Below are 18,483 nucleotides of genomic sequence, written 5' to 3' on the forward strand. Positions count from 1 at the left end.
CGCCGAATTTTTTCGACAGAACTGTTGCAATCGCTGCTGTCAGTGTAGTTTTACCGTGATCAACGTGGCCAATTGTACCGACGTTGACGTGCGGCTTGGTGCGCTCGAACTTACCTTTTGCCATTTTATTCTTCCTTCAAAAAGAACGATTTATCAACAATAGAAAACCTACCCCGGCATGGGGCAGGCCTTTGATTCTTTATTACTTAGCTTTGGATGTGACGATAGCGTCAATCACGTTCTTAGGCGCTTCAGAGTAGTGCTTGAATTCCATGGAATACGTTGCACGACCTTGTGTAGCAGAACGCAGGGATGTGGAATAACCAAACATCTCAGACAAAGGCACTTCAGCTTTGATGATCTTGCCACCGCCGCCAGCGATTTCGTCCATACCTTGAACCATACCGCGACGTGAAGACAGATCACCCATGACTGTACCAGCATAGTCTTCAGGTGTTTCTACTTCAACAGCCATCATTGGTTCCAGAATAACTGGGCTTGCTTTACGGCAGCCATCTTTGAACGCCATCGAACCCGCCATACGGAAGGCGTTTTCGTTGGAGTCAACGTCATGGTAGGAACCGAAGAACAATGTGACTTTAACGTCAACCACTGGGTAGCCAGCCAATACACCGGAAGTCAGTGTTTCGCGAACACCTTTTTCAACTGCAGGGATGTATTCGCGTGGAACTGTACCGCCTTTGATCGCGTCAACGAATTCAAAGCCTTTACCTGGTTCTTGCGGTTCGATCTTCAGAACAACGTGACCATACTGACCACGACCACCGGATTGCTTAACGAATTTACCTTCGATTTCTTCGCAAGTTTTGCGGATAGTTTCGCGGTAAGCAACTTGTGGTTTACCCACTGTCGCTTCAACGTTGAATTCACGCTTCATACGGTCAACGATAATATCCAGATGCAACTCGCCCATACCGGCGATAATTGTTTGACCAGATTCTTCGTCAGTACGTACGCGGAAAGATGGATCTTCAGCGGCCAGACGGTTCAATGCCAGACCCATTTTTTCCTGGTCAGCTTTGGTTTTTGGCTCAACTGCCTGAGAAATAACTGGCTCTGGGAATATCATGCGTTCCAGAACAACGATTGCTTTTTCGTCACACAGCGTATCACCAGTCGTTGTGTCTTTCAGACCAACCACAGCAGCGATATCACCCGCCATCATTTCTTTGATTTCTTCACGTTGATTCGCATGCATTTGAACCAGACGGCCGATACGCTCTTTTTTCTCTTTAACAGAGTTGTAAACGCTGTCGCCAGAATTCAAAGTACCGGAATAGCAACGGATAAAGCACAGTTGACCAACAAATGGATCAGTTGCGATTTTGAATGCCAGCGCAGAGAATTTCTCTGTATCTTCGGCTTTACGGACAACTGGTTCGTCATCTTCGTTCAGACCTGGAACTGGTGGGATGTCCAATGGGGATGGCAGGTATTCAACAACCGCATCCAGCATCGCCTGAACACCCTTGTTCTTAAATGCAGTACCGCACATCATAGGAACGATTTCAGAAGCGATAGTACGTTGACGCAAAGCAGCTTTGATTTCTTCTTCAGTCAAATCACCTTCTTCAAGGTATTTGTTCATCAGCTCTTCACTGGCTTCAGCAGCTGCTTCAACCATGTTTTCACGCCATTTTTGTGCGTCAGCCAACAGGTTTTCAGGGATATCACGGTATTCAAATTTCATACCTTGAGATGCTGCATCCCAAATGATCGCTTTCATCTTGACCAAATCGATAACGCCTTCGAACAGGTCTTCAGCACCGATAGGTACTTGCAGAGGCACTGGATTGGCTTTCAAACGTGCACGCATTTGATCGTACACTTTGAAGAAGTTCGCGCCAGTACGGTCCATCTTGTTGACGAATGCCAAACGTGGGACTTTGTACTTGTTAGCCTGACGCCATACGGTTTCAGACTGAGGCTGAACACCACCTACTGCACAGTAAACCATGCAGGCGCCATCCAGAACACGCATGGAACGCTCAACTTCAATCGTGAAGTCAACGTGGCCTGGTGTATCGATGATGTTGATGTGATGCTCAGGGAAGTTGTTCGCCATGCCCTTCCAGAAGCATGTCGTCGCAGCGGAAGTAATGGTAATACCACGTTCCTGCTCTTGCTCCATCCAGTCCATGGTGGCGGCGCCATCATGCACTTCACCAATTTTGTGGTTTACACCGGTGTAGAACAGTACGCGTTCAGTTGTCGTCGTTTTACCGGCATCAATGTGAGCAGAGATACCGATATTGCGGTAGCGCTCAATGGGGGTCTTACGGGCCATAGCTAATCCTAAATCTTTTAATGGACAAAACCGAGCGCAATTTTTCGTAAAAATCGCGCCCGGCCTGATTCAAAATACTTGCCAGAGCCGTTGCACTAAAGACATACAACAGCTCCTTACTCTTACTCTTAGAAGCGGAAGTGAGAGAAGGCCTTGTTGGCTTCAGCCATACGATGGACTTCATCACGTTTCTTCATTGCGCCGCCGCGGCCTTCTGCGGCTTCAAGCAATTCACCACCCAAACGTTGTGGCATGGATTTTTCGCTACGCTTGTTAGCGGCTTCACGCAACCAACGCATAGACAAAGCCAGACGACGAACTGGGCGCACTTCTACAGGCACCTGGTAGTTCGCGCCACCAACACGGCGGGATTTAACCTCAACCAGTGGCTTGGCGTTGCTGATTGCCAGCGCAAACACTTCCAAAGGATCTTTACCAGATTTTTGCTGGATGTGATCGAATGCGCCGTAGATGATGCCTTCAGCAACAGATTTCTTGCCGGACAACATCAATACGTTTACAAATTTTGCTACTTCTACATTACCGAATTTTGGATCCGGCAGTACGTCCCGTTTCGGGACCTCACGACGACGTGGCATTTCAATTCCTTTCAATCTTCAGTTGAGCACAAAGCAACATTTTGCTTCACGCTCGCGACAGGCCATCATAACCGGTCACTTACTCGGCTTATTTCCAAACCGACACTGATCCGTCATAGTTTACGGAGATTAAATTACGAGATAATTACTTCTTAACTGCCTTAGCACGCTTAGCACCATATTTGGAGCGAGCTTGCTTACGGTCTTTAACGCCTTGAGTATCCAAAGCACCGCGAACCATATGGTAACGAACACCTGGCAAATCCTTTACACGACCACCGCGCAGCAATACCACGCTATGTTCTTGCAAGTTATGGCCTTCACCGCCAATGTACGAAATCACTTCGAAACCATTAGTCAGGCGAACTTTGGCAACTTTACGCAAAGCCGAGTTAGGCTTTTTTGGAGTTGTCGTATAAACGCGGGTGCAAACGCCACGTTTTTGCGGGCTGTTTTCCAGCGCCGGCGATTTGCTTTTAACACGCGCAGAAACACGTGGTTGGCGAATCAGTTGATTGATGGTTGGCATCGTTTTTAATCCAACAAAATACAACGTTAAACACAAACCCGGAAACGGTTGCCCGGGAACTTAAAATCATTTTTCGACCTGAATCCTCAGACCAACCCGACTCAGCCACCTGCTTTTGCCTGCTTTTTAAGCATTGCCTGCCTGATAAAACCGGGCAAAACAAGAATGGCAAATGCAAACCCAAAATCGAGAACTCGCAATTTTATGTCGCTTCGCACAAGCGTGTCAACGCTTTTTATTTCTACAATTCAAGCGCTTAGCTGATTCTGGGTATGGGCAAGCGGCCTTTCAGGGTAGAAAATTTCGGCAAGAAATCAAGGTTTACCGGGCACTGAGGTGGCCTTAATAGCTTGGCGGAGGTGAATGAAAAGCAAAATATGCTTAAATCCAACGTTCGACGGGCGAATATGAAGTCAATATGACGTCAATACAAAGTAAATCATTTACTATTTACGCCCTTAAACTGCTGCTTCACGCAAGATCAGGGTTTCATTATTCACACCCCAGGCTTGCTTCATGTTGCCGCCAACCCTGTTGCAAGTACAAAAACACAATGCCCTCCCTGTTTCGCCCAGCCTCGCTGTATTTACTGCTCAGTTACCTGCTGATTTCGAGCTTGCCGTTCTTCCCGTTGCTGCAAGGGCAGCCTGTGGAGCAGCCTTATCATTTGCTGGGGATGGAGCTGGTGTCCTGGCTGGGTTTCTGGGCCTTGCTGAAAAAACCGCGCTGGTTTCACTACTTGTTGCTTCCTGCCTTTTTTGCTGTACCTGTGGAAGTCTACCTGCGCTTGTATTTTGGACAAGGCATCTCTACCCATCATCTTGGCATCATGGTGGAAACCAGCCCTAAAGAAGCGATGGAGTTCCTGGGCAATAAAGTCTGGCTGCTGTTATTACTGGTGATTGCAGTAACGGCTTGGTGGTGGAGCCTGCTACGCGTTGCCAAAAACCATCGTCACTGGGACTGGACACACCGCTCACGCTGGGCAGTATTACTGTTGTTTGTCATCGGCATTACCACCTGGACTTATGGTGAGCAGATAGGTGTTGCCAAAGCGCCACCATCTGCCAGTGCCGGCAAGCCTAGCGGCAACACGGCATCAGCGTCAGGCGCAGTTTCAAGTGCAAGCTCTGCCTCGACGGAAGATGAAGAAAAAGACGAAGATGAAGAGGAGGAAGCGAGTGCTTCTGCGTTGGCTTCAGAATCAGCCTCTGCGCCTGCCGCTGATGCAGGCACACTGGCTCGCTGGCACGTCAGTCTCAAAAAGAACCTGCCACCGCTACCGCACTGGGCCAAAATTCCTTATAACGAAGAAATTTATATACGCAGCTGGCCATTTGGCCTGGCCTTGCGCGGCAATGATTTTTGGGTAGAACGGGATTACCTGGCCAAGTTGTCGGAAAAAAGCCGCGCCTTCCGTTTCCAGGCACATCTGGATGGCAACCCGGCAACACCGCAAACCATCATCATGGTAATAGGTGAGTCTTCGCGTTTTGACCGCTGGAGCCTGAATGGCTATGAGCGCGACACCAATCCCCTGCTGAAGAAAGAAAGTAATCTGGTCAGCTTTAGTGACGTTGTCACTGCCGTCTCTGCGACCCGCTTGTCGGTGCCCATCATCGTGTCGCGCAAACCGGCAGCGCAAAGTCTAAAGGCAGGGTTTTCAGAAAAATCATTTTTAACCGCCTTCAAGGAAGCTGGCTTCAAGACGTACTGGCTATCAAATCAAATGAGCTTTGGCCAGTTTGATACACCAACCTCGGTGTTCGCCAAGGAAGCCGATGTCACCCAGTTTTTAAACCTCGGTGGCTTTACCAATAGCTCCAATCTTGACCAGGTCTTGCTGGAACCGATGGCAAACGCCATGCGCGATGCGGCGCCCAAGAAACTGATCGTCTTGCATACGCTGGGCAATCACTGGAACTATAGCCACCGCCATCCCCAATCTTTTGATAACTGGAAACCATCGCTGTACGGCATCACCAACCCTGCTTATACCGACTTAAAAAACAAGCAAGCCTTGAATAATAGCTATGACAACTCCATCTTGTATACTGACTGGATGCTGTCGGAAGTCATACAGAAGTTAAAAACCAGTTCGCAGGTAACGTCGTTGCTGTATGTCTCTGACCACGGGCAAACCCTATATGACGGCAGTTGCAACCTGGCTTTTCATGGTCACAATACTGATTATGAATTCCATGTCCCAGCATTCATGTGGTATTCAGACGCTTATCAGGAACATTTCCCTGACAAGATAGTGCAATTGCGTTTGCACCAGAAAGCCAGGCTGTCGACAGAAAACATTTTTCACAGCCTGCTGGATATGGCGAATATTCGCTATCCGGACGAAAAACTGGAGTGGAGCATACTCAGCAAGCAGTTGAAGACGCATACCCGCTATGTCGATAGTTACGGCTGGACAAATTATGACAATGCCACTTTGAAAGGTGATTGCCGCGAAGTCATGGATAAAAAGACCCCTTTGGTACAAGAAAAATAGACTATTGGTATAAATAGCTGATACGCACTGATTGCCAGGGAGCATTCATTGCAGCAAATGTACTTTCTCACTTACACTTGCAAAATATATGCCTCATGAGATAGCGCCCACCCTGCAATTCAGTCACCAGCAACAGCCCACCGCTATCGTCGCAGGTGCCTGGCTGGTTCATGCATTATCGACTCGGGCCACCATGCATGCGATATCCACGCAATTAAACCAGGCAGCGAGACAAACCGGGCTGCACTGGGATTTAACACAAGTCAGCACGCTTGATCATATAGGTGCGCAATTGCTGTGGCGTGCCTGGGGCAAGCAAAGACCAAAGCATGTCAGTATCCTGCCCGCCCACGAAGGCCTGTTTAAGCGATTGGAAGAAGTCAGCAAAATTCCGGTACCACCTCCGGCCAAACCAAGGCTGACACGCACCATGCAACTGGGTGCAAAAATGCTGGGCTTGATCCAGCATCTATATAGTTTTACTGCCCTGCTCGGCCAGCTCATGCTGGATTTATTCCGTCTTGTGCGCCATCCCATCAAAGCACCGTGGAAAGAATTGTCGTCCAATGTGTATCACACCGGTGCACAGGCACTAGGCATTACTGCCCTGGTCGGTATATTGATAGGCGTGGTGCTTTCTTATCTGTCGGCCCAGCAATTGCGCACCTTTGGTGGCGATCTGTATATCGTCAATATCCTAGGCATGAGTATCATCCGCGAACTGGGCCCCATGCTGGCCGCGATTCTGGTGGCAGGGCGATCTGGTTCTGCCATTACCGCGCAGTTGGGGGTCATGCGGGTGACGGAAGAACTGGATGCCATGCGTGTCATGGGCATACCGCACGGTTTTCGCCTGATCATGCCCAAAGTCCTGGCGCTGGCGATTGCCATGCCCTTACTGGTGATCTGGACGGATATCATGGCATTGATAGGTGGCATGATATCAGCGCAAGCTCTGCTGGGCATGTCACCTGAATTTTTCATCTACAAATTACCGGAAGTCGTACCACTGATCAATTTCTGGATAGGCCTGTCTAAAGGTGTGACCTTTGGCATATTGATTGCCCTGATTGCCTGTCATTATGGCTTGCGCATAGAACCGAATACTGAAAGCCTGGGGCGCGGCACCACCAGTTCTGTGGTTGTCGCAATTACGGTAGTCATCATTGCCGATGCCATCTACGCCATTATCTTCAGCAAGGCGGGTTATTGATGGCAAGCGAAAATATGATCGAAATCCGCGATTTGCGCACACAGTTTGGCCGTGCAGTCGTGCATGACCAACTGCAACTGGATGTCAAACGGGGTGAAATACTGTCCATCGTTGGCGGCTCAGGCTCTGGCAAGACTGTGTTGATGCGGCAGATGCTGGGGCTGGAAACACCCACGCGCGGCAGCATCAAGGTATTTGGTGAAGACTTGCATGACCCGCAGGCAAGTCATCTGGACTATCTGCGCAAGCGTTCTGGCATGTTGTTCCAGCATGGCGCGCTGTATTCTGCCCTGAGCGTATTCGATAATGTGGCCCAGCCCATGCGTGAGCTGGGTACCCTGCCAGAAGACCTGATCACTGACCTGGTTTATCTGAAGCTGCACATGGTCGATATTGCCTTTGAACATGCACACAAGATGCCCGCAGATCTGTCCGGCGGCATGATCAAGCGCATCGCCCTGGCACGCGCACTGGCACTGGACCCGGAGTTATTATTTCTGGATGAACCGACAGCGGGACTGGACCCCGACCGTTCAGACAGCTTCGTCGACCTGATATTATCGCTGCACCAGCAATTGCGCCTGACCGTGATTATGGTGACGCATGATCTGGACAGTCTGTTTGCGCTTTCGAGCCGCATTGCCGTGCTGGCAGAAAAACATGTCGTTACCATAGGTACACCCAGAGAAGTGCTGGCTTACCAACATCCATTTATCCACAGTTTCTTCCTTGGTGGACGCGGCCTGCGCGCCATTGAAGCACTGCCATCCCAAACGCCTCAGGAAATATAAGCTATGGAAAACAGATCTCATGCGCTCATGGCAGGTTTCTTCACCATCGCCCTGCTGACACTGACTACCGTGCTGGCCATCTGGCTGGGCCGGGACAAAATCAAGCGTGTCCCTTATGACGTGGTGACCTCAAATGCTGTATCCGGTCTGAACCTGCAAGCTGCGGTACGTTATAAAGGTATCAAGGTGGGCAATGTTACAGACATCGACTTTGATGACAAAAATCCGGGGCAAATTATCTTGCGGCTGGAGATCGTACCGGATGCGCCCGTCACCAGTTCAACCTATGCCACGCTCGGTTATCAGGGTGTTACCGGCATCGCCTTTATACAACTTGATGATAGCGGCACATCGAAACAATTGCTGGTCGCCAGCACCAATCCGGATGCTGTGCCGCGCATCCCCATGCGCCCTGGCATGATGCAAAACCTGGAACAACGTGGCCAGGTCATCCTCGGGCAGGCTGAAGAATTGACCCGTCGCCTCAATACCATGCTCGATCCGGCAAACCAAAAATCACTGATGACAGCGATACAAAATTTTGGCCAGGCATCTGCTGCCTGGAAAGCGCTGCCAGCAAAATTTGAACCCACCCTGGCGCGCCTGCCTGAAATGGCAGACCAGGCAAAAATGACAATGGTGGAAATACGCACCCTGTCAGGCAATGTCAGCAAACTCAGTAATAATCTGAATCAGCTCACCAGCAGCATACAGGCCGAGGATGGCCCGCTCGCGCGCTTCAACCTGGTGATGGACAATGTCAGCAACAGCCTGATCCTGGACACCCTGCCTAAGGTACAAGGTGCCGCCAGTGAAGCCAAAACCAGTTTGCGCTCTTTTGGCCGTCTCTCAGATTCACTCAAGGAAAGGCCGCAAAGCCTTTTGTTTGGTAACCCCTTGCCCGCACCTGGGCCAGGTGAGCCTGGCTTTGTCGCTCCCAAGTAAAGGAATTCGCATGATCTATCCTGTTTTTTTTCGCAGCCTTGGCAATATGAAAAATACTGGCGTAGCCGCATTTTTATTGATGCTGTTGTCAGCCTGCAGCAGCACGCCTGTTACGCAACAGTTGCAGCAATACGATTTTGGACCACTGACGACAACTGCATCTGCGCTGCCAACTCAGGGCAGGTTGCAGATCAGCATAGCGGATATCGCCGTTCCCCCTGCGCTGGACAGCAATGCCATGTTATACAGATTACAGTATGACAATGTGCAGCAACTCAAGGCTTACTCCATGCATCGGTGGAGTATGCCACCAGCACAATTACTGGCACAAAGACTCAAGGCTGGCCTGGTCGCACAAGGGGTGGATGTGCTGGCCAATACGGATGGTGCAAATTTGCCGCTGCTGCGTCTGGAAGTTGATGAGTTTTCGCAAATATTCAGCGCAGTCAGCCAGAGCAATGCACAAATCAGCCTGCGTGCCTCTGTCATCAAAGGGCATAAGCTGATTGCTCAAAAAAGCTTCCAGCAAAAAGTAGCTGCGACGACAGGCGATGCACCTGGTGGAGCAAGCGCCATGCGTGAAGCAGCGGATGCTACTATTACTGAAATACAAAGCTGGGTCATGAGCTTGCCATTGAAATAAGCTGATTGAACGAGTCGATAATCGATAGTCGATATTTGAAACTACCGCATGCAGCCAGATCACAGCACAGCGATTCCAGAAGCGCCGCCTGATGAACCCCTGAGTGAACAACCAGGTCGTGAGTCAAGGGGTGCATCAAGTGAAGCACTCAGCCCCGTGCAACCCGGCACTCAGCCAGGTATTTTGCGCAGCTCCCCCTTTGCCCGGGTAAGCCTGGTCGCCTATCTGTTTTTGATTGTCTATGCGAGCTGGTATCCGTTTACCGGCTGGCAAACCAATAGCTGGGCTGCGCTGCCAGAACTCATACAGCAATGGCCTCGTTACTGGGGTGGCTTTGATGCCATCATCAATATCGTGGGTTATATCCCTTTTGGCATGCTCATCGTATTTGCACTTTACCCTCTGGTCAGGCGCTGGTGGGCGGCTCTGCTGGCAAGCCTGTGCGGCGCACTGGTCTCGGCCACTGCAGAGACAGTGCAAATTTTTTTGCCCAGCCGGGTTACCTCATTACTGGATTTTTTGACGAATACCTCAGGCGCCATGCTTGGCGCGATACTGGGTGCTCTGCTGACGCCACTAATACTGGAAAAAGGCCGACTGCAATTATTGCGCAAGCAATGGACACAAAAGGAATCCAGCCGTGAAATCCTGGCGCTGGGCCTGTGGTCCATGGCACAGATTTATCCCCAGGCCTATCTGTTTGGCCTCGGCCAGGTCTTGCCCGTGATTTCGCAAACCCTGAGCGAAATGATGGACATGGATATCGATATCGGCGCTTTCCTGCTGCAAGGTTTCGAATTCAGCGCCGAAGAATACCTGTTGTCAGAGACCATTATCACCGCCTGCAGTTGTACCGGTGCCCTGCTGATCTGCCTGAGTCTGCTGAACCGTCACGCACCCAAAACCATCTTGTCAGTCTTGTTGCTCGGTGCAGCATTGACCATCAAGGCACTGGCTAGCGCCCTGTTGTTCAAGCCGGAATATGCATTTGCCTGGCTGACACCAGGTGCGCGTGGTGGTTTGCTGATCAGCATCATCATGCTGTACGGTTTTTCTTTTGCACCATCCCATGTACAAAAGCGCCTTGCCTTGCTGATGCTGACGATATCGCTGATCGTCATCAACCTGGTTTCGGACAATCCCTACTTTGCGGCGACGATGCAAACCTGGGTACAGGGCAAGTTTTTGAACTTCAATGGGGCGGCGCAATTCCTGTCTTTGTTCTGGCCGTTTCTGGCTATCTGGGCGCTATTACGCAAGCCACGCCCGGTGGTAAAAGTCACCTGACTTCACAATTGCAGTATCATAGCGGACAACAAGCGCCATCACCCGGTGGCGGTATCAACCGCAGGCTGGATATCTTATGTCTGAAGAACTTTATTTTCAAAAGCACGTCTTTTTTTGCCTGAATCAACGCGAAGATGGTCGCCCCTGCTGTGCAGACCGTGGAGCGCAAGCCGCCCAGGAACATGCCAAACGCCGCGTCAAACAACTGAACATGAGTGGCCAGGGCAAAATCCGCATCAATAAAGCTGGTTGCCTTGACCGTTGCGAAGAAGGCCCGGTAATGGTGGTTTATCCTCAAGGCACCTGGTACACCTTCGTTGATCAATCCGACATTGATGAAATCATTGATGTCGACCTGATAGGCGGCGGTGTCGTCGAACGCCTGAGGGTCTGATCATCATGAATGCGCAGACCGAACATTTTTCACTCCAGGGCGCGGCTGGCAATTTGCAATGCGCGCTGGACTTGCCTGATCCTGAAACACACGCGGCACCTGTAGGACTGGCACTGGTGGCACACCCGCATCCGCTATATGGCGGCACCATGGACAACAAAGTCGCGCAAACCCTGGCGCGTGCCTTTACTGCGCTGGGTTATGTCGCAGTACGCATGAACTTTCGCGGGGTTGACCAGTCCCAAGGTATTTATGATGCCGGGATAGGTGAAACTGACGATATGGAATTATTGCTCAACAGCATGCGTGCACGTTTCCCGGATTTACCACTGGCTTTGGCCGGGTTTTCATTCGGCACCTTTGTACAGGCCCGCCTACAACAACGTTTGCAAGAAAACGGCAAACCGGCTGAACGCCTGGCACTGGTTGGTGCGGCAGCTGGCAAATGGGATATGCCGGCGATACCTGCCAATACCATCCTGATCCACGGCGAACTGGATGAAACTATTCCCCTCTCCGCCGTGCTGGACTGGCTACGCCCACAAGATATACCGGTCACCGTGATACCTGGCGCAGACCATTTCTTCCATCGCCGCCTGCACCATATCAAGCAACTTATCATCAGCATGTGGGATAAAGCCTGATGATGTCCTTGAAATGTCCATGAAATATCCATTACCAGCCCCACTCTTGACACCATACGGCTCCTGGGTCTGGTGAGCACTTGATCATTCGTTTTTTGTCACCCTTTGTTTTACTAGCTTATCAATGAAAAAATTCCTCGCCTCAATTGCCGTCTCGCTGCTGACCATCACAGCCGCAGTCGCACAAACCCTGCCTTCACCTACCATTGCTTCCAAAGCCTGGCTCTTGCTGGATGCCACCAGCAACCAGGTCATTGCCGCACAAGAACCAACCATGAGCGTAGAGCCAGCCTCGCTGACCAAGATCATGACTGCTTATCTGGTGTTCTCTGCCCTCAAGGACAAGAAGCTGGACCTGAACCAGAGCATCAATGTCTCTACCCGTGCCTGGAAGGTCGATGGCAGCAGTTCCAAGATGTTCATCGAACCCAACAAACCAGTCACCATCAATGAATTACTGTATGGCCTGATCGTGCAATCCGGCAATGATGCGGCCGTTGCCCTGGCAGAAGCCGTCGCCGGTAGCGAAGAAGCCTTTGTCGTGCAAATGAACCGCGAAGCTGATCGCATGGGACTCAAAGCCACGCGCTTTGCCAATCCGCATGGTTTGCCCAGCAAGGACAATTACTCAACCGCACAGGACTTGTCCAACCTGGCGGCACGCCTGATCATTGATCATCCCGAGTTCTACAAGACTTATTACTCCACCAAGAGCTATACCTACAACAAGATCACCCAGCCTAACCGCAACCGCCTGCTGTTGCTCGACCCTACGGTTGATGGCATGAAAACCGGCCATACCTCGGCTGGTGGCTATAGCCTGATTTCTTCTGCCAACCGTCCGAATGGCACAGGCCAGCGCCGCCTGATCTCAGTGGTCATCGGTGCCGACAGCGACTCGGTACGTGCGCAAGAAAGCCTGAAATTGCTGAACTGGGGTTACCTGAACTTTGAAACCCTGAAGCTGTATGACAAGGGCCAGGCGATTGCCACGCCAGAAGTATGGAAAGGCACGCAGCCCCAGGTCAAGATAGGTTTTGACCGTGAGCTGTATATCACTTTGCCAAAAGGCTCTGCCGCTAAACTGAAACCGGCACTGGAACGCAAAGACCCGCTGGTCGCACCGATTGCATTAAACAGCAAAGTCGGCGTCATGAAAGTCATGCTTGATGGCAAGGCAGTTGCCGAAGTACCGGTGATTGCTCTGGAACAAGTCAACCAGGCCAGCATTTTTGGCCGTGCCTGGGATTCGATACGCCTGATGTTCAAGTAAATATTGAGGCGCTTAGCCAGGGTTGATGCCCGCACATCAACCCTGGCTATGGCTGTATGCCGTATTTGCATAAGCCGCTGCTGTTTTCCATGTAAGAATGAGTTTTCTCACTTTTTTTCTGCACAGACATGATGAATGAACCCCTGGTCTATCTGAATGGCGAAATGACGCCGCTGTCCGAAGCCAAAATCCCAGTACTGGACCGCGGCTTTATCTTTGGTGACGGCATCTATGAAGTCATCCCTGTATATGGTCGTAAGATGTTCCGTGCAGACCAGCATCTGGCCCGCCTGTTCCGCAGCCTGGCAGCCATAGGCATCACCAATCCGCACAGCAAGGAGGAATGGCAGGCCCTGATCGCCAGGGTCATGGCCGCGCATGAAGCAGATGACCAGATGGTCTATCTGCAAGTCACCCGTGGTGTTGCCAAGCGTGCCCATGCGTTCCCCAAGGATGAAGTCACGCCGACCGTCTTCATCATGACCAACCCCATTGTCTTGCCGACTGCGGCGGCACGGGAAAACGGCGTCGCCTGCGTCTCCATGGAAGACAAGCGCTGGCTGCGTTGCGAAATAAAATCCATCTCGCTGCTGGGCAATGTACTGGCAGCCCAGCATGCAGCCGAAAACGGCGTGGCCGAGAGCATACAATTCCGCGATGGCTACCTGACCGAAGCATCGGCCTCAAATGTCTGGATAGTCAAAGACGGTGTCCTCATGGGTCCGCCGAAAGATAACCTGATACTTGAAGGCATACGCTACGGCCTCATCGAAGAACTGTGCGCTACCAACAATATCAAGCTGGAAGCCCGCCGCATCACACGCGAAGAAGTGTTTGCAGCAGAAGAAGTCATGCTCTCATCTGCGACCAAGGAAGTGCTGGCGGTAGTGAAGCTGGATGATGCGGTGATAGGCGATGGCAAACCCGGCCCGGTTTATCATCAGTTATATGCGGCTTATCAGGTGGACAAGGAGGCTTAAATATCATGCCGAGAATTTAATTAATTTCGTAGGTTGGGCTACGCTTCATCAGCCCAACACTCGGCTTTTAATAACGTATACGTTTGCCGAGGTTGAGTGTTGGGCTGGTAAACCGTAGCCCAACCTACGCTACGAATGAAATTTCATTCCGCCTTTGCCTGCCCCAACAAACTAAACCCATGCGTCCAATGCTGACGCTGGAATGCATAGCTGATCCATAACATCGCCAGCGGCTCAATCAAACGTGCTGCCGTAATGTCACCCATGTCTATCGCGCCACGCCAGCCAAAATCACGCAGGATGGCTGCCACCTCCTGCTTGGCCCCTGCATCATTCCCGGCAATAAACATATCCGGCTGACCATCTGAAAATTGTGGCTGCACCATATGCGTAAACACGATGGTATTAAAAGCCTTGACCACCCGCGCTTGTGGCAATAGTCTTTGCACCAGCTCACCCGCAGAATCACTGAAGCCTACTGCCAGCTTTGGGGAGCCTGTCGCAAAATCCAGTAATGGATTGACCGCATCAATGACGGTTTTTCCAGCAAAGTTGTCAGGGCCAGCCAGCGCCAGGCTTTCAGATAAGCCATCCCATGGCAAAGCCAGGAAAACCAGGTCGGCGGCCCTGGCAGCATCTGCATAACTACTGGCCTTTGCTGTTGGCACTGCTGCCAGCGCTCCCCTGTTTTTATCGCTGTCGGGATTACGGGTACCAAAGATCACTTGATAACCCAGGCTGGCAAAGCCTTTGGCGATGGCAACGCCGACGATACCATTACCCAGTACTGCCACTGTTTTTGAAATTGTCTGCATTTTCTTACTCCCATGTATGTGTTGATGGGACTGATTGTGATCTCATTGATTAATGTTGATAAGCCAGCTATTCTTATTTTCACTCACAACTTCAAGTTACGAATATGAAGCTCGATGCATCTCAACGTGTGCCAGCGATGCTGTCTTTCATACAGGCAGCAGACCGTGGCAGCTTTGCGGCAGCCGCCAGGGCATTGCATATTTCAGCAGCGGCAGTCAGCAAGAACGTGGCAGGGCTGGAGCAAACCCTGGGCGTGCGTTTGATGAACCGCAGCACCCGTTCGCTGCAATTGACAGGTGAAGGCCAGACTTTTCTGGAAAACGCGCGTGCAGCGATTGATGCACTTGATCATGCAGTGGACAGCGTCAGTCGCCAGTATGCAGAGGTGGTAGGCCAGGTCAGGATATCGACCGGCAATGCCTTTGGCCAGCATTACCTCATGCCCTTGCTACCCAAATTGCAGCAACGCCATCCCGGCTTACGGCTGGCAATCGATTTTGATGACCACTGCATAGACCTGGTACGTGATGGCTATGACCTGGCTTTGCGTGGGGGCATGATAGAAGATTCCAGCATCATTTCACGTACAGTCTGCCCTCTGTACACCGTTCTGGCGGCTGCGCCCTCTTACCTGGAGCAATATGGCGTGCCTCAGCAGATCAGTGACCTCGACCAGCACAAGCAAGTAGCCGTGCGTTTTTTGAATGGCAAAATGACGACCTGGAACCTGAAGCTAAGGCAAGGTGAGATCAACCGTCCTTACCCGCGTGAACCTGCTCTGATGGTGTCAGCACCTGAATCTGCAGTGCAAGCGGCTGTCATGGGTCTGGGCATTGCCCAGGTAGCAGTCCATCACGCATGGCGTTATTTACGCGATAACAAGCTCAAGATTGTGCTGGGTACTTTTCATGAAGAGGGCAACAGGCAGATGGTATTGCAGTATCCACACCGCGCACTGATTGCACCGCGCGTCAAGGCAACGGTGGATTTTTTACTGGAAGAGCTGGCGCAGACCGAGTCTCTGCATGTTCCCCTGGCATCTCTGACCAGCTTTTATGCCTGAACCCACGCGAGGTTGAAAGCAGCAAGCAATGGTATTGGAATTCAGTCGCAAGACCCCATATACTGACATTAAGTTATTTTGAGATTTGGAAACATTATGGAAATGAGACCCATCCCCCCCGAAGAAAGTCTGATTGAATATCCTAGTGAATTTCCCATCAAGGTCATGGGACCTATGCATGACGAGTTCACCCAGACCATGGTGGAAGTTGTGACTTCGTTTGACCCGACCTTTCATGCGGGCAAGGTAGAAATGCGCCCGTCCAGCAAAGGTGCCTACATCTCGGTGACGGTGACAGTATTGGCAACCAGCCGTGAGCAGCTGGACAATCTGTACCGTGCGCTGTCGTCGCACCCTATGGTTAAATTCGTATTGTGAGTCGTAAATAGTCATACCTTGAAGCTTTACCTGATAGCCATGGCCGTTCAGGTAAAGCATTCAGTCAAATTGTGAGCTCAAAGCCGAGTTCAATGGCCCCGCCATATTCATCAGTTTTTTTTCTTCAGCAATTTCCGCCAGCAACCATTCTCTGAAAGCCTTGACCTGCGGCTTGGCCAGTGCATCTGGCGGATACACCAGGTAGTAAGCAACCTCACAAGGAATGTCAATATTGAACAGGCGCTGTAACAGCCCTGCCTTGATATCTGGCTGCACGATGATATGCCGCCCCAGAGCTATACCCTGCCCATCTACCGCCGCACGCGCCAGCATTGATGAATCCTGGAAAACCAGCCCCCCCGTAGGCTCGTCATTATCCAGACCAGCGGCTTTGAACCACGGTTGCCATGGCTCGCCATCGCAGCGCAATAACTGCATGCTGGCCAGCTCTGCCGGTGTCTGCGGTAATTGTCCACCATGAAAATATGGGCTGGCGACCGGGTAATAATAATCGCCCATCAATAATTCACTGATCATGCCGGGATAATTGCCAAGCCCAAAGCGTATTCCTATATCGATTGATTCCATATTGTAGTCAGACAAATGGCTACTCGATTGCAGGCTGACTTCCAGATCAGGGTATTGCTCAATGAACCGCCCCAGTCGTGGTGATAACCAGCGCGCCGCAAACGATGGCAAAGCGGTGATACCCAGGCGCTTTTGCTTATTGCGTTTTTTTAGCAAATCAGCGGCATCACCCAGCTCCATCAAGGCTTTTCTGATGGTGGCAGCAAACTGCTCGCCATCTGCCGTAATGCTGATTCGTTTGCCATGGCGGATGAATAAGGGCACACCCAATTCCTCTTCCAGCGCCCTTACCTGATGGCTGATCGCCCCATGGGTCAGGTGGATTTCTTGCGCCGCTCTGGAAAAATTCTGGTGGCGCGCCGCTGCTTCAAAGGCGCGCAGGGCAGCTAAATTGGGAAGTCGACGAAAATCCATATCATGTGAGAATAATTAGCAAGACATTCAAAAATTACTCGTTTTATTTTCTGGTGATGCAAGACTACAATGCTTTCATCGCAGTGCAACAAAGTGAAATTTCTCTCTCTGTTTAGTAATGCATTGCCACTTTAGCAGTAAATTATCAGGAGTAAGGAAATGACAAATAATTTCGCAAACCCATCATACATGATCGCCGCCGGTGGCACATTGTCTGGCTCAGCTGAACACGCCCGCAAGATTGAAGTGGCATGCGGCCGCGTCTGGTTGACAGTTGCTGGTCAGGTAGATGATTACTGGCTCAGCACTGGCGAATCCATGGTCATACCAGCCAATCAATTCGTCGTAATCGAAGCTGAAAATCAAGCCAGCCTGATCGAATTGTCCGCTGTATCAAACGTGATCACCGTGAAAACCATGGCAGACACCAGCTATCTGCAAAAACTGACACGTAAATTGAGCCAGGCATTTGCTTGAATACTAAAAGCGGCACCGGGGTGAATATGGCACAGACTGCACTGATCTTGATTGACGTACAACAAGGCTTTGATCATCCCAAGTGGGGGCAGCGCAATAATCCGGCGGCCGAGCAATATATGGCCGCCCTGCTGCAACACTGGCGTGAGCAAGAGCAGCCTGTAGTCCATGTACGCCATCAGTCACAAGAACCGGATTCGCCTTTGCGTGCCGGGCAAGAGGGTTTTGAATTCAAAGCCCTGGCACGTCCATTGCCAGGTGAAACTCTCTTCACCAAGAAAGTGAACAGCGGTTTCATCGGCACTGAGCTTGAAGCCTGGCTGCAAGCGAAGGGAATCAAGCAACTCGTCATTGCTGGTTTGACTACAGACCACTGCGTATCAACCACCACCCGCATGGCGGGCAACCTCGGCTTTAGCGTGCAGCTGGTGGCCGATGCCTGCGCCACCTTTGACCGGCCCGGTGTGAATGGTGAATTGATCGCGGCAGAAGAAATCCACCGCATCCACCTGGCCAGCCTGCACAATGAATTTTGCGTCGTCAAGAATACTTCTGACGTGATTGCAGCACATACCAAGTAAGGCCTCTAGAAATCCAACTGGCAAGTCAGGGGATTAAACTCCTATAATGTCCATTCC

Annotated in this window: 20 protein-coding genes; 14 read left to right on the plus strand and 6 right to left on the minus strand. The window is 51.1% G+C overall.

The annotated features are described in order from the left end of the window. The 4 genes from ACO0LG_RS25820 to rpsL all read right to left on the minus strand — a co-directional run. Positions 1-124: GTP-binding protein (locus ACO0LG_RS25820; RefSeq protein WP_017454492.1), on the minus strand; the 124-nt coding region annotated here is incomplete at its 3' end. 78 nt (positions 125-202) lie between these two features. Further along, positions 203-2,308: an elongation factor G gene (gene fusA / locus ACO0LG_RS25825; RefSeq protein WP_422987885.1), complete on the minus strand. Its 2,106-nt coding sequence runs from the start codon at positions 2,306-2,308 to the stop codon at positions 203-205. Positions 2,309-2,436: 128 nt separating this feature from the next. Then, positions 2,437-2,907 carry a 30S ribosomal protein S7 gene (rpsG, locus tag ACO0LG_RS25830; protein WP_186957171.1) on the minus strand — a complete coding sequence of 157 codons (471 nt, stop codon included), beginning with the start codon at positions 2,905-2,907 and terminating at the stop codon, positions 2,437-2,439. A 145-nt stretch (positions 2,908-3,052) separates the two neighbouring features. Continuing rightward, complete coding sequence (gene rpsL / locus ACO0LG_RS25835; protein WP_110258019.1) at positions 3,053-3,436, minus strand: 30S ribosomal protein S12; 384 nt, start codon at positions 3,434-3,436, stop codon at positions 3,053-3,055. A gap of 553 nt (positions 3,437-3,989) precedes the next feature. Between rpsL and ACO0LG_RS25840 the strand changes: the two genes are divergently transcribed. The 10 genes from ACO0LG_RS25840 to ACO0LG_RS25885 all read left to right on the plus strand — a co-directional run bounded on the left by ACO0LG_RS25840 (position 3,990) and on the right by ACO0LG_RS25885 (position 14,109). Beyond that, positions 3,990-5,939 carry a phosphoethanolamine transferase gene (locus ACO0LG_RS25840; RefSeq protein ID WP_423030864.1) on the plus strand — a complete coding sequence of 650 codons (1,950 nt, stop codon included), beginning with the start codon at positions 3,990-3,992 and terminating at the stop codon, positions 5,937-5,939. Positions 5,940-6,027: 88 nt separating this feature from the next. Further along, entirely contained in the window at positions 6,028-7,152 is a 1,125-nt protein-coding gene (locus tag ACO0LG_RS25845; protein ID WP_423030866.1) for an MlaE family ABC transporter permease, read from the plus strand. Next, positions 7,152-7,943, plus strand: coding sequence for an ABC transporter ATP-binding protein (locus ACO0LG_RS25850; RefSeq protein WP_423030868.1), 792 nt, complete (start codon positions 7,152-7,154; stop codon positions 7,941-7,943). The genes ACO0LG_RS25845 and ACO0LG_RS25850 overlap by 1 nt, the downstream gene beginning before the upstream one ends. A gap of 3 nt (positions 7,944-7,946) precedes the next feature. After that, positions 7,947-8,888 (plus strand): MlaD family protein, encoded by a 942-nt coding sequence (locus tag ACO0LG_RS25855; RefSeq protein ID WP_423030870.1) that lies wholly within the window; start codon positions 7,947-7,949, stop codon positions 8,886-8,888. A gap of 10 nt (positions 8,889-8,898) precedes the next feature. Continuing rightward, positions 8,899-9,531, plus strand: coding sequence for an ABC-type transport auxiliary lipoprotein family protein (locus ACO0LG_RS25860; protein WP_423030872.1), 633 nt, complete (start codon positions 8,899-8,901; stop codon positions 9,529-9,531). 48 nt (positions 9,532-9,579) lie between these two features. Continuing rightward, complete coding sequence (locus ACO0LG_RS25865; RefSeq protein WP_423030874.1) at positions 9,580-10,818, plus strand: VanZ family protein; 1,239 nt, start codon at positions 9,580-9,582, stop codon at positions 10,816-10,818. Between the two features lie 76 nt (positions 10,819-10,894). Continuing rightward, complete coding sequence (locus tag ACO0LG_RS25870; protein ID WP_423030876.1) at positions 10,895-11,212, plus strand: (2Fe-2S) ferredoxin domain-containing protein; 318 nt, start codon at positions 10,895-10,897, stop codon at positions 11,210-11,212. A 5-nt stretch (positions 11,213-11,217) separates the two neighbouring features. Next, positions 11,218-11,856 (plus strand): alpha/beta hydrolase, encoded by a 639-nt coding sequence (locus ACO0LG_RS25875; protein WP_423030878.1) that lies wholly within the window; start codon positions 11,218-11,220, stop codon positions 11,854-11,856. 124 nt (positions 11,857-11,980) lie between these two features. Beyond that, positions 11,981-13,129 (plus strand): D-alanyl-D-alanine carboxypeptidase family protein, encoded by a 1,149-nt coding sequence (locus ACO0LG_RS25880; RefSeq protein WP_423030880.1) that lies wholly within the window; start codon positions 11,981-11,983, stop codon positions 13,127-13,129. A gap of 131 nt (positions 13,130-13,260) precedes the next feature. Continuing rightward, positions 13,261-14,109, plus strand: a complete 849-nt coding sequence (locus tag ACO0LG_RS25885) for a D-amino acid aminotransferase (protein ID WP_423031085.1) — start codon at positions 13,261-13,263, stop codon at positions 14,107-14,109. A 143-nt stretch (positions 14,110-14,252) separates the two neighbouring features. Here ACO0LG_RS25885 and ACO0LG_RS25890 read toward each other — a convergent pair whose 3' ends face one another. Next, positions 14,253-14,924 carry an NADPH-dependent F420 reductase gene (locus tag ACO0LG_RS25890; protein WP_423030882.1) on the minus strand — a complete coding sequence of 224 codons (672 nt, stop codon included), beginning with the start codon at positions 14,922-14,924 and terminating at the stop codon, positions 14,253-14,255. A gap of 104 nt (positions 14,925-15,028) precedes the next feature. Here ACO0LG_RS25890 and ACO0LG_RS25895 point away from each other — a divergent pair, with 104 nt between their 5' ends. Next, positions 15,029-15,988 carry a LysR substrate-binding domain-containing protein gene (locus ACO0LG_RS25895; protein ID WP_423030884.1) on the plus strand — a complete coding sequence of 320 codons (960 nt, stop codon included), beginning with the start codon at positions 15,029-15,031 and terminating at the stop codon, positions 15,986-15,988. Positions 15,989-16,084: 96 nt separating this feature from the next. Continuing rightward, a complete protein-coding gene (locus ACO0LG_RS25900) occupies positions 16,085-16,366 on the plus strand; it encodes a DUF493 family protein (RefSeq protein WP_422977197.1) in 282 nt (93 codons plus the stop codon). Positions 16,367-16,426: 60 nt separating this feature from the next. On the opposite strand, the gene gcvA is transcribed toward ACO0LG_RS25900, so the two are convergent. Then, complete coding sequence (gene gcvA / locus ACO0LG_RS25905) at positions 16,427-17,368, minus strand: transcriptional regulator GcvA (protein ID WP_423030886.1); 942 nt, start codon at positions 17,366-17,368, stop codon at positions 16,427-16,429. A 159-nt stretch (positions 17,369-17,527) separates the two neighbouring features. On the opposite strand from gcvA, the gene ACO0LG_RS25910 reads away from it, so the two are divergent. After that, positions 17,528-17,845 carry a DUF2917 domain-containing protein gene (locus ACO0LG_RS25910; RefSeq protein ID WP_423030888.1) on the plus strand — a complete coding sequence of 106 codons (318 nt, stop codon included), beginning with the start codon at positions 17,528-17,530 and terminating at the stop codon, positions 17,843-17,845. Continuing rightward, positions 17,842-18,426: a cysteine hydrolase family protein gene (locus tag ACO0LG_RS25915; RefSeq protein WP_423030890.1), complete on the plus strand. Its 585-nt coding sequence runs from the start codon at positions 17,842-17,844 to the stop codon at positions 18,424-18,426. Before ACO0LG_RS25910 ends, ACO0LG_RS25915 begins: the two co-directional genes overlap by 4 nt. Positions 18,427-18,483 lie beyond the last annotated feature (57 nt).

This window comes from Undibacterium sp. Ji42W (assembly GCF_049340405.1).
Taxonomy (GTDB): domain Bacteria; phylum Pseudomonadota; class Gammaproteobacteria; order Burkholderiales; family Burkholderiaceae_D; genus Undibacterium.

What these genes read in the sequence shown, in the direction of transcription:
- ACO0LG_RS25890 (WP_423030882.1), bottom strand. Translation starts at nt 14,924, where the DNA reads ATGCAGACAATTTCAAAAACAGTGGCAGTACTGGGTAATGGTATCGTC.
- ACO0LG_RS25895 (WP_423030884.1), top strand. Translation starts at nt 15,029, where the DNA reads ATGAAGCTCGATGCATCTCAACGTGTGCCAGCGATGCTGTCTTTCATA.
- ACO0LG_RS25860 (WP_423030872.1), top strand. Translation starts at nt 8,899, where the DNA reads ATGATCTATCCTGTTTTTTTTCGCAGCCTTGGCAATATGAAAAATACT.
- ACO0LG_RS25850 (WP_423030868.1), top strand. Translation starts at nt 7,152, where the DNA reads ATGGCAAGCGAAAATATGATCGAAATCCGCGATTTGCGCACACAGTTT.
- ACO0LG_RS25870 (WP_423030876.1), top strand. Translation starts at nt 10,895, where the DNA reads ATGTCTGAAGAACTTTATTTTCAAAAGCACGTCTTTTTTTGCCTGAAT.
- ACO0LG_RS25865 (WP_423030874.1), top strand. Translation starts at nt 9,580, where the DNA reads ATGCAGCCAGATCACAGCACAGCGATTCCAGAAGCGCCGCCTGATGAA.
- rpsG (WP_186957171.1), bottom strand. Translation starts at nt 2,907, where the DNA reads ATGCCACGTCGTCGTGAGGTCCCGAAACGGGACGTACTGCCGGATCCA.
- ACO0LG_RS25885 (WP_423031085.1), top strand. Translation starts at nt 13,261, where the DNA reads ATGAATGAACCCCTGGTCTATCTGAATGGCGAAATGACGCCGCTGTCC.
- ACO0LG_RS25900 (WP_422977197.1), top strand. Translation starts at nt 16,085, where the DNA reads ATGGAAATGAGACCCATCCCCCCCGAAGAAAGTCTGATTGAATATCCT.
- ACO0LG_RS25840 (WP_423030864.1), top strand. Translation starts at nt 3,990, where the DNA reads ATGCCCTCCCTGTTTCGCCCAGCCTCGCTGTATTTACTGCTCAGTTAC.
- ACO0LG_RS25875 (WP_423030878.1), top strand. Translation starts at nt 11,218, where the DNA reads ATGAATGCGCAGACCGAACATTTTTCACTCCAGGGCGCGGCTGGCAAT.
- rpsL (WP_110258019.1), bottom strand. Translation starts at nt 3,436, where the DNA reads ATGCCAACCATCAATCAACTGATTCGCCAACCACGTGTTTCTGCGCGT.
- ACO0LG_RS25855 (WP_423030870.1), top strand. Translation starts at nt 7,947, where the DNA reads ATGGAAAACAGATCTCATGCGCTCATGGCAGGTTTCTTCACCATCGCC.
- fusA (WP_422987885.1), bottom strand. Translation starts at nt 2,308, where the DNA reads ATGGCCCGTAAGACCCCCATTGAGCGCTACCGCAATATCGGTATCTCT.
- gcvA (WP_423030886.1), bottom strand. Translation starts at nt 17,368, where the DNA reads ATGGATTTTCGTCGACTTCCCAATTTAGCTGCCCTGCGCGCCTTTGAA.
- ACO0LG_RS25910 (WP_423030888.1), top strand. Translation starts at nt 17,528, where the DNA reads ATGACAAATAATTTCGCAAACCCATCATACATGATCGCCGCCGGTGGC.
- ACO0LG_RS25845 (WP_423030866.1), top strand. Translation starts at nt 6,028, where the DNA reads ATGCCTCATGAGATAGCGCCCACCCTGCAATTCAGTCACCAGCAACAG.
- ACO0LG_RS25880 (WP_423030880.1), top strand. Translation starts at nt 11,981, where the DNA reads ATGAAAAAATTCCTCGCCTCAATTGCCGTCTCGCTGCTGACCATCACA.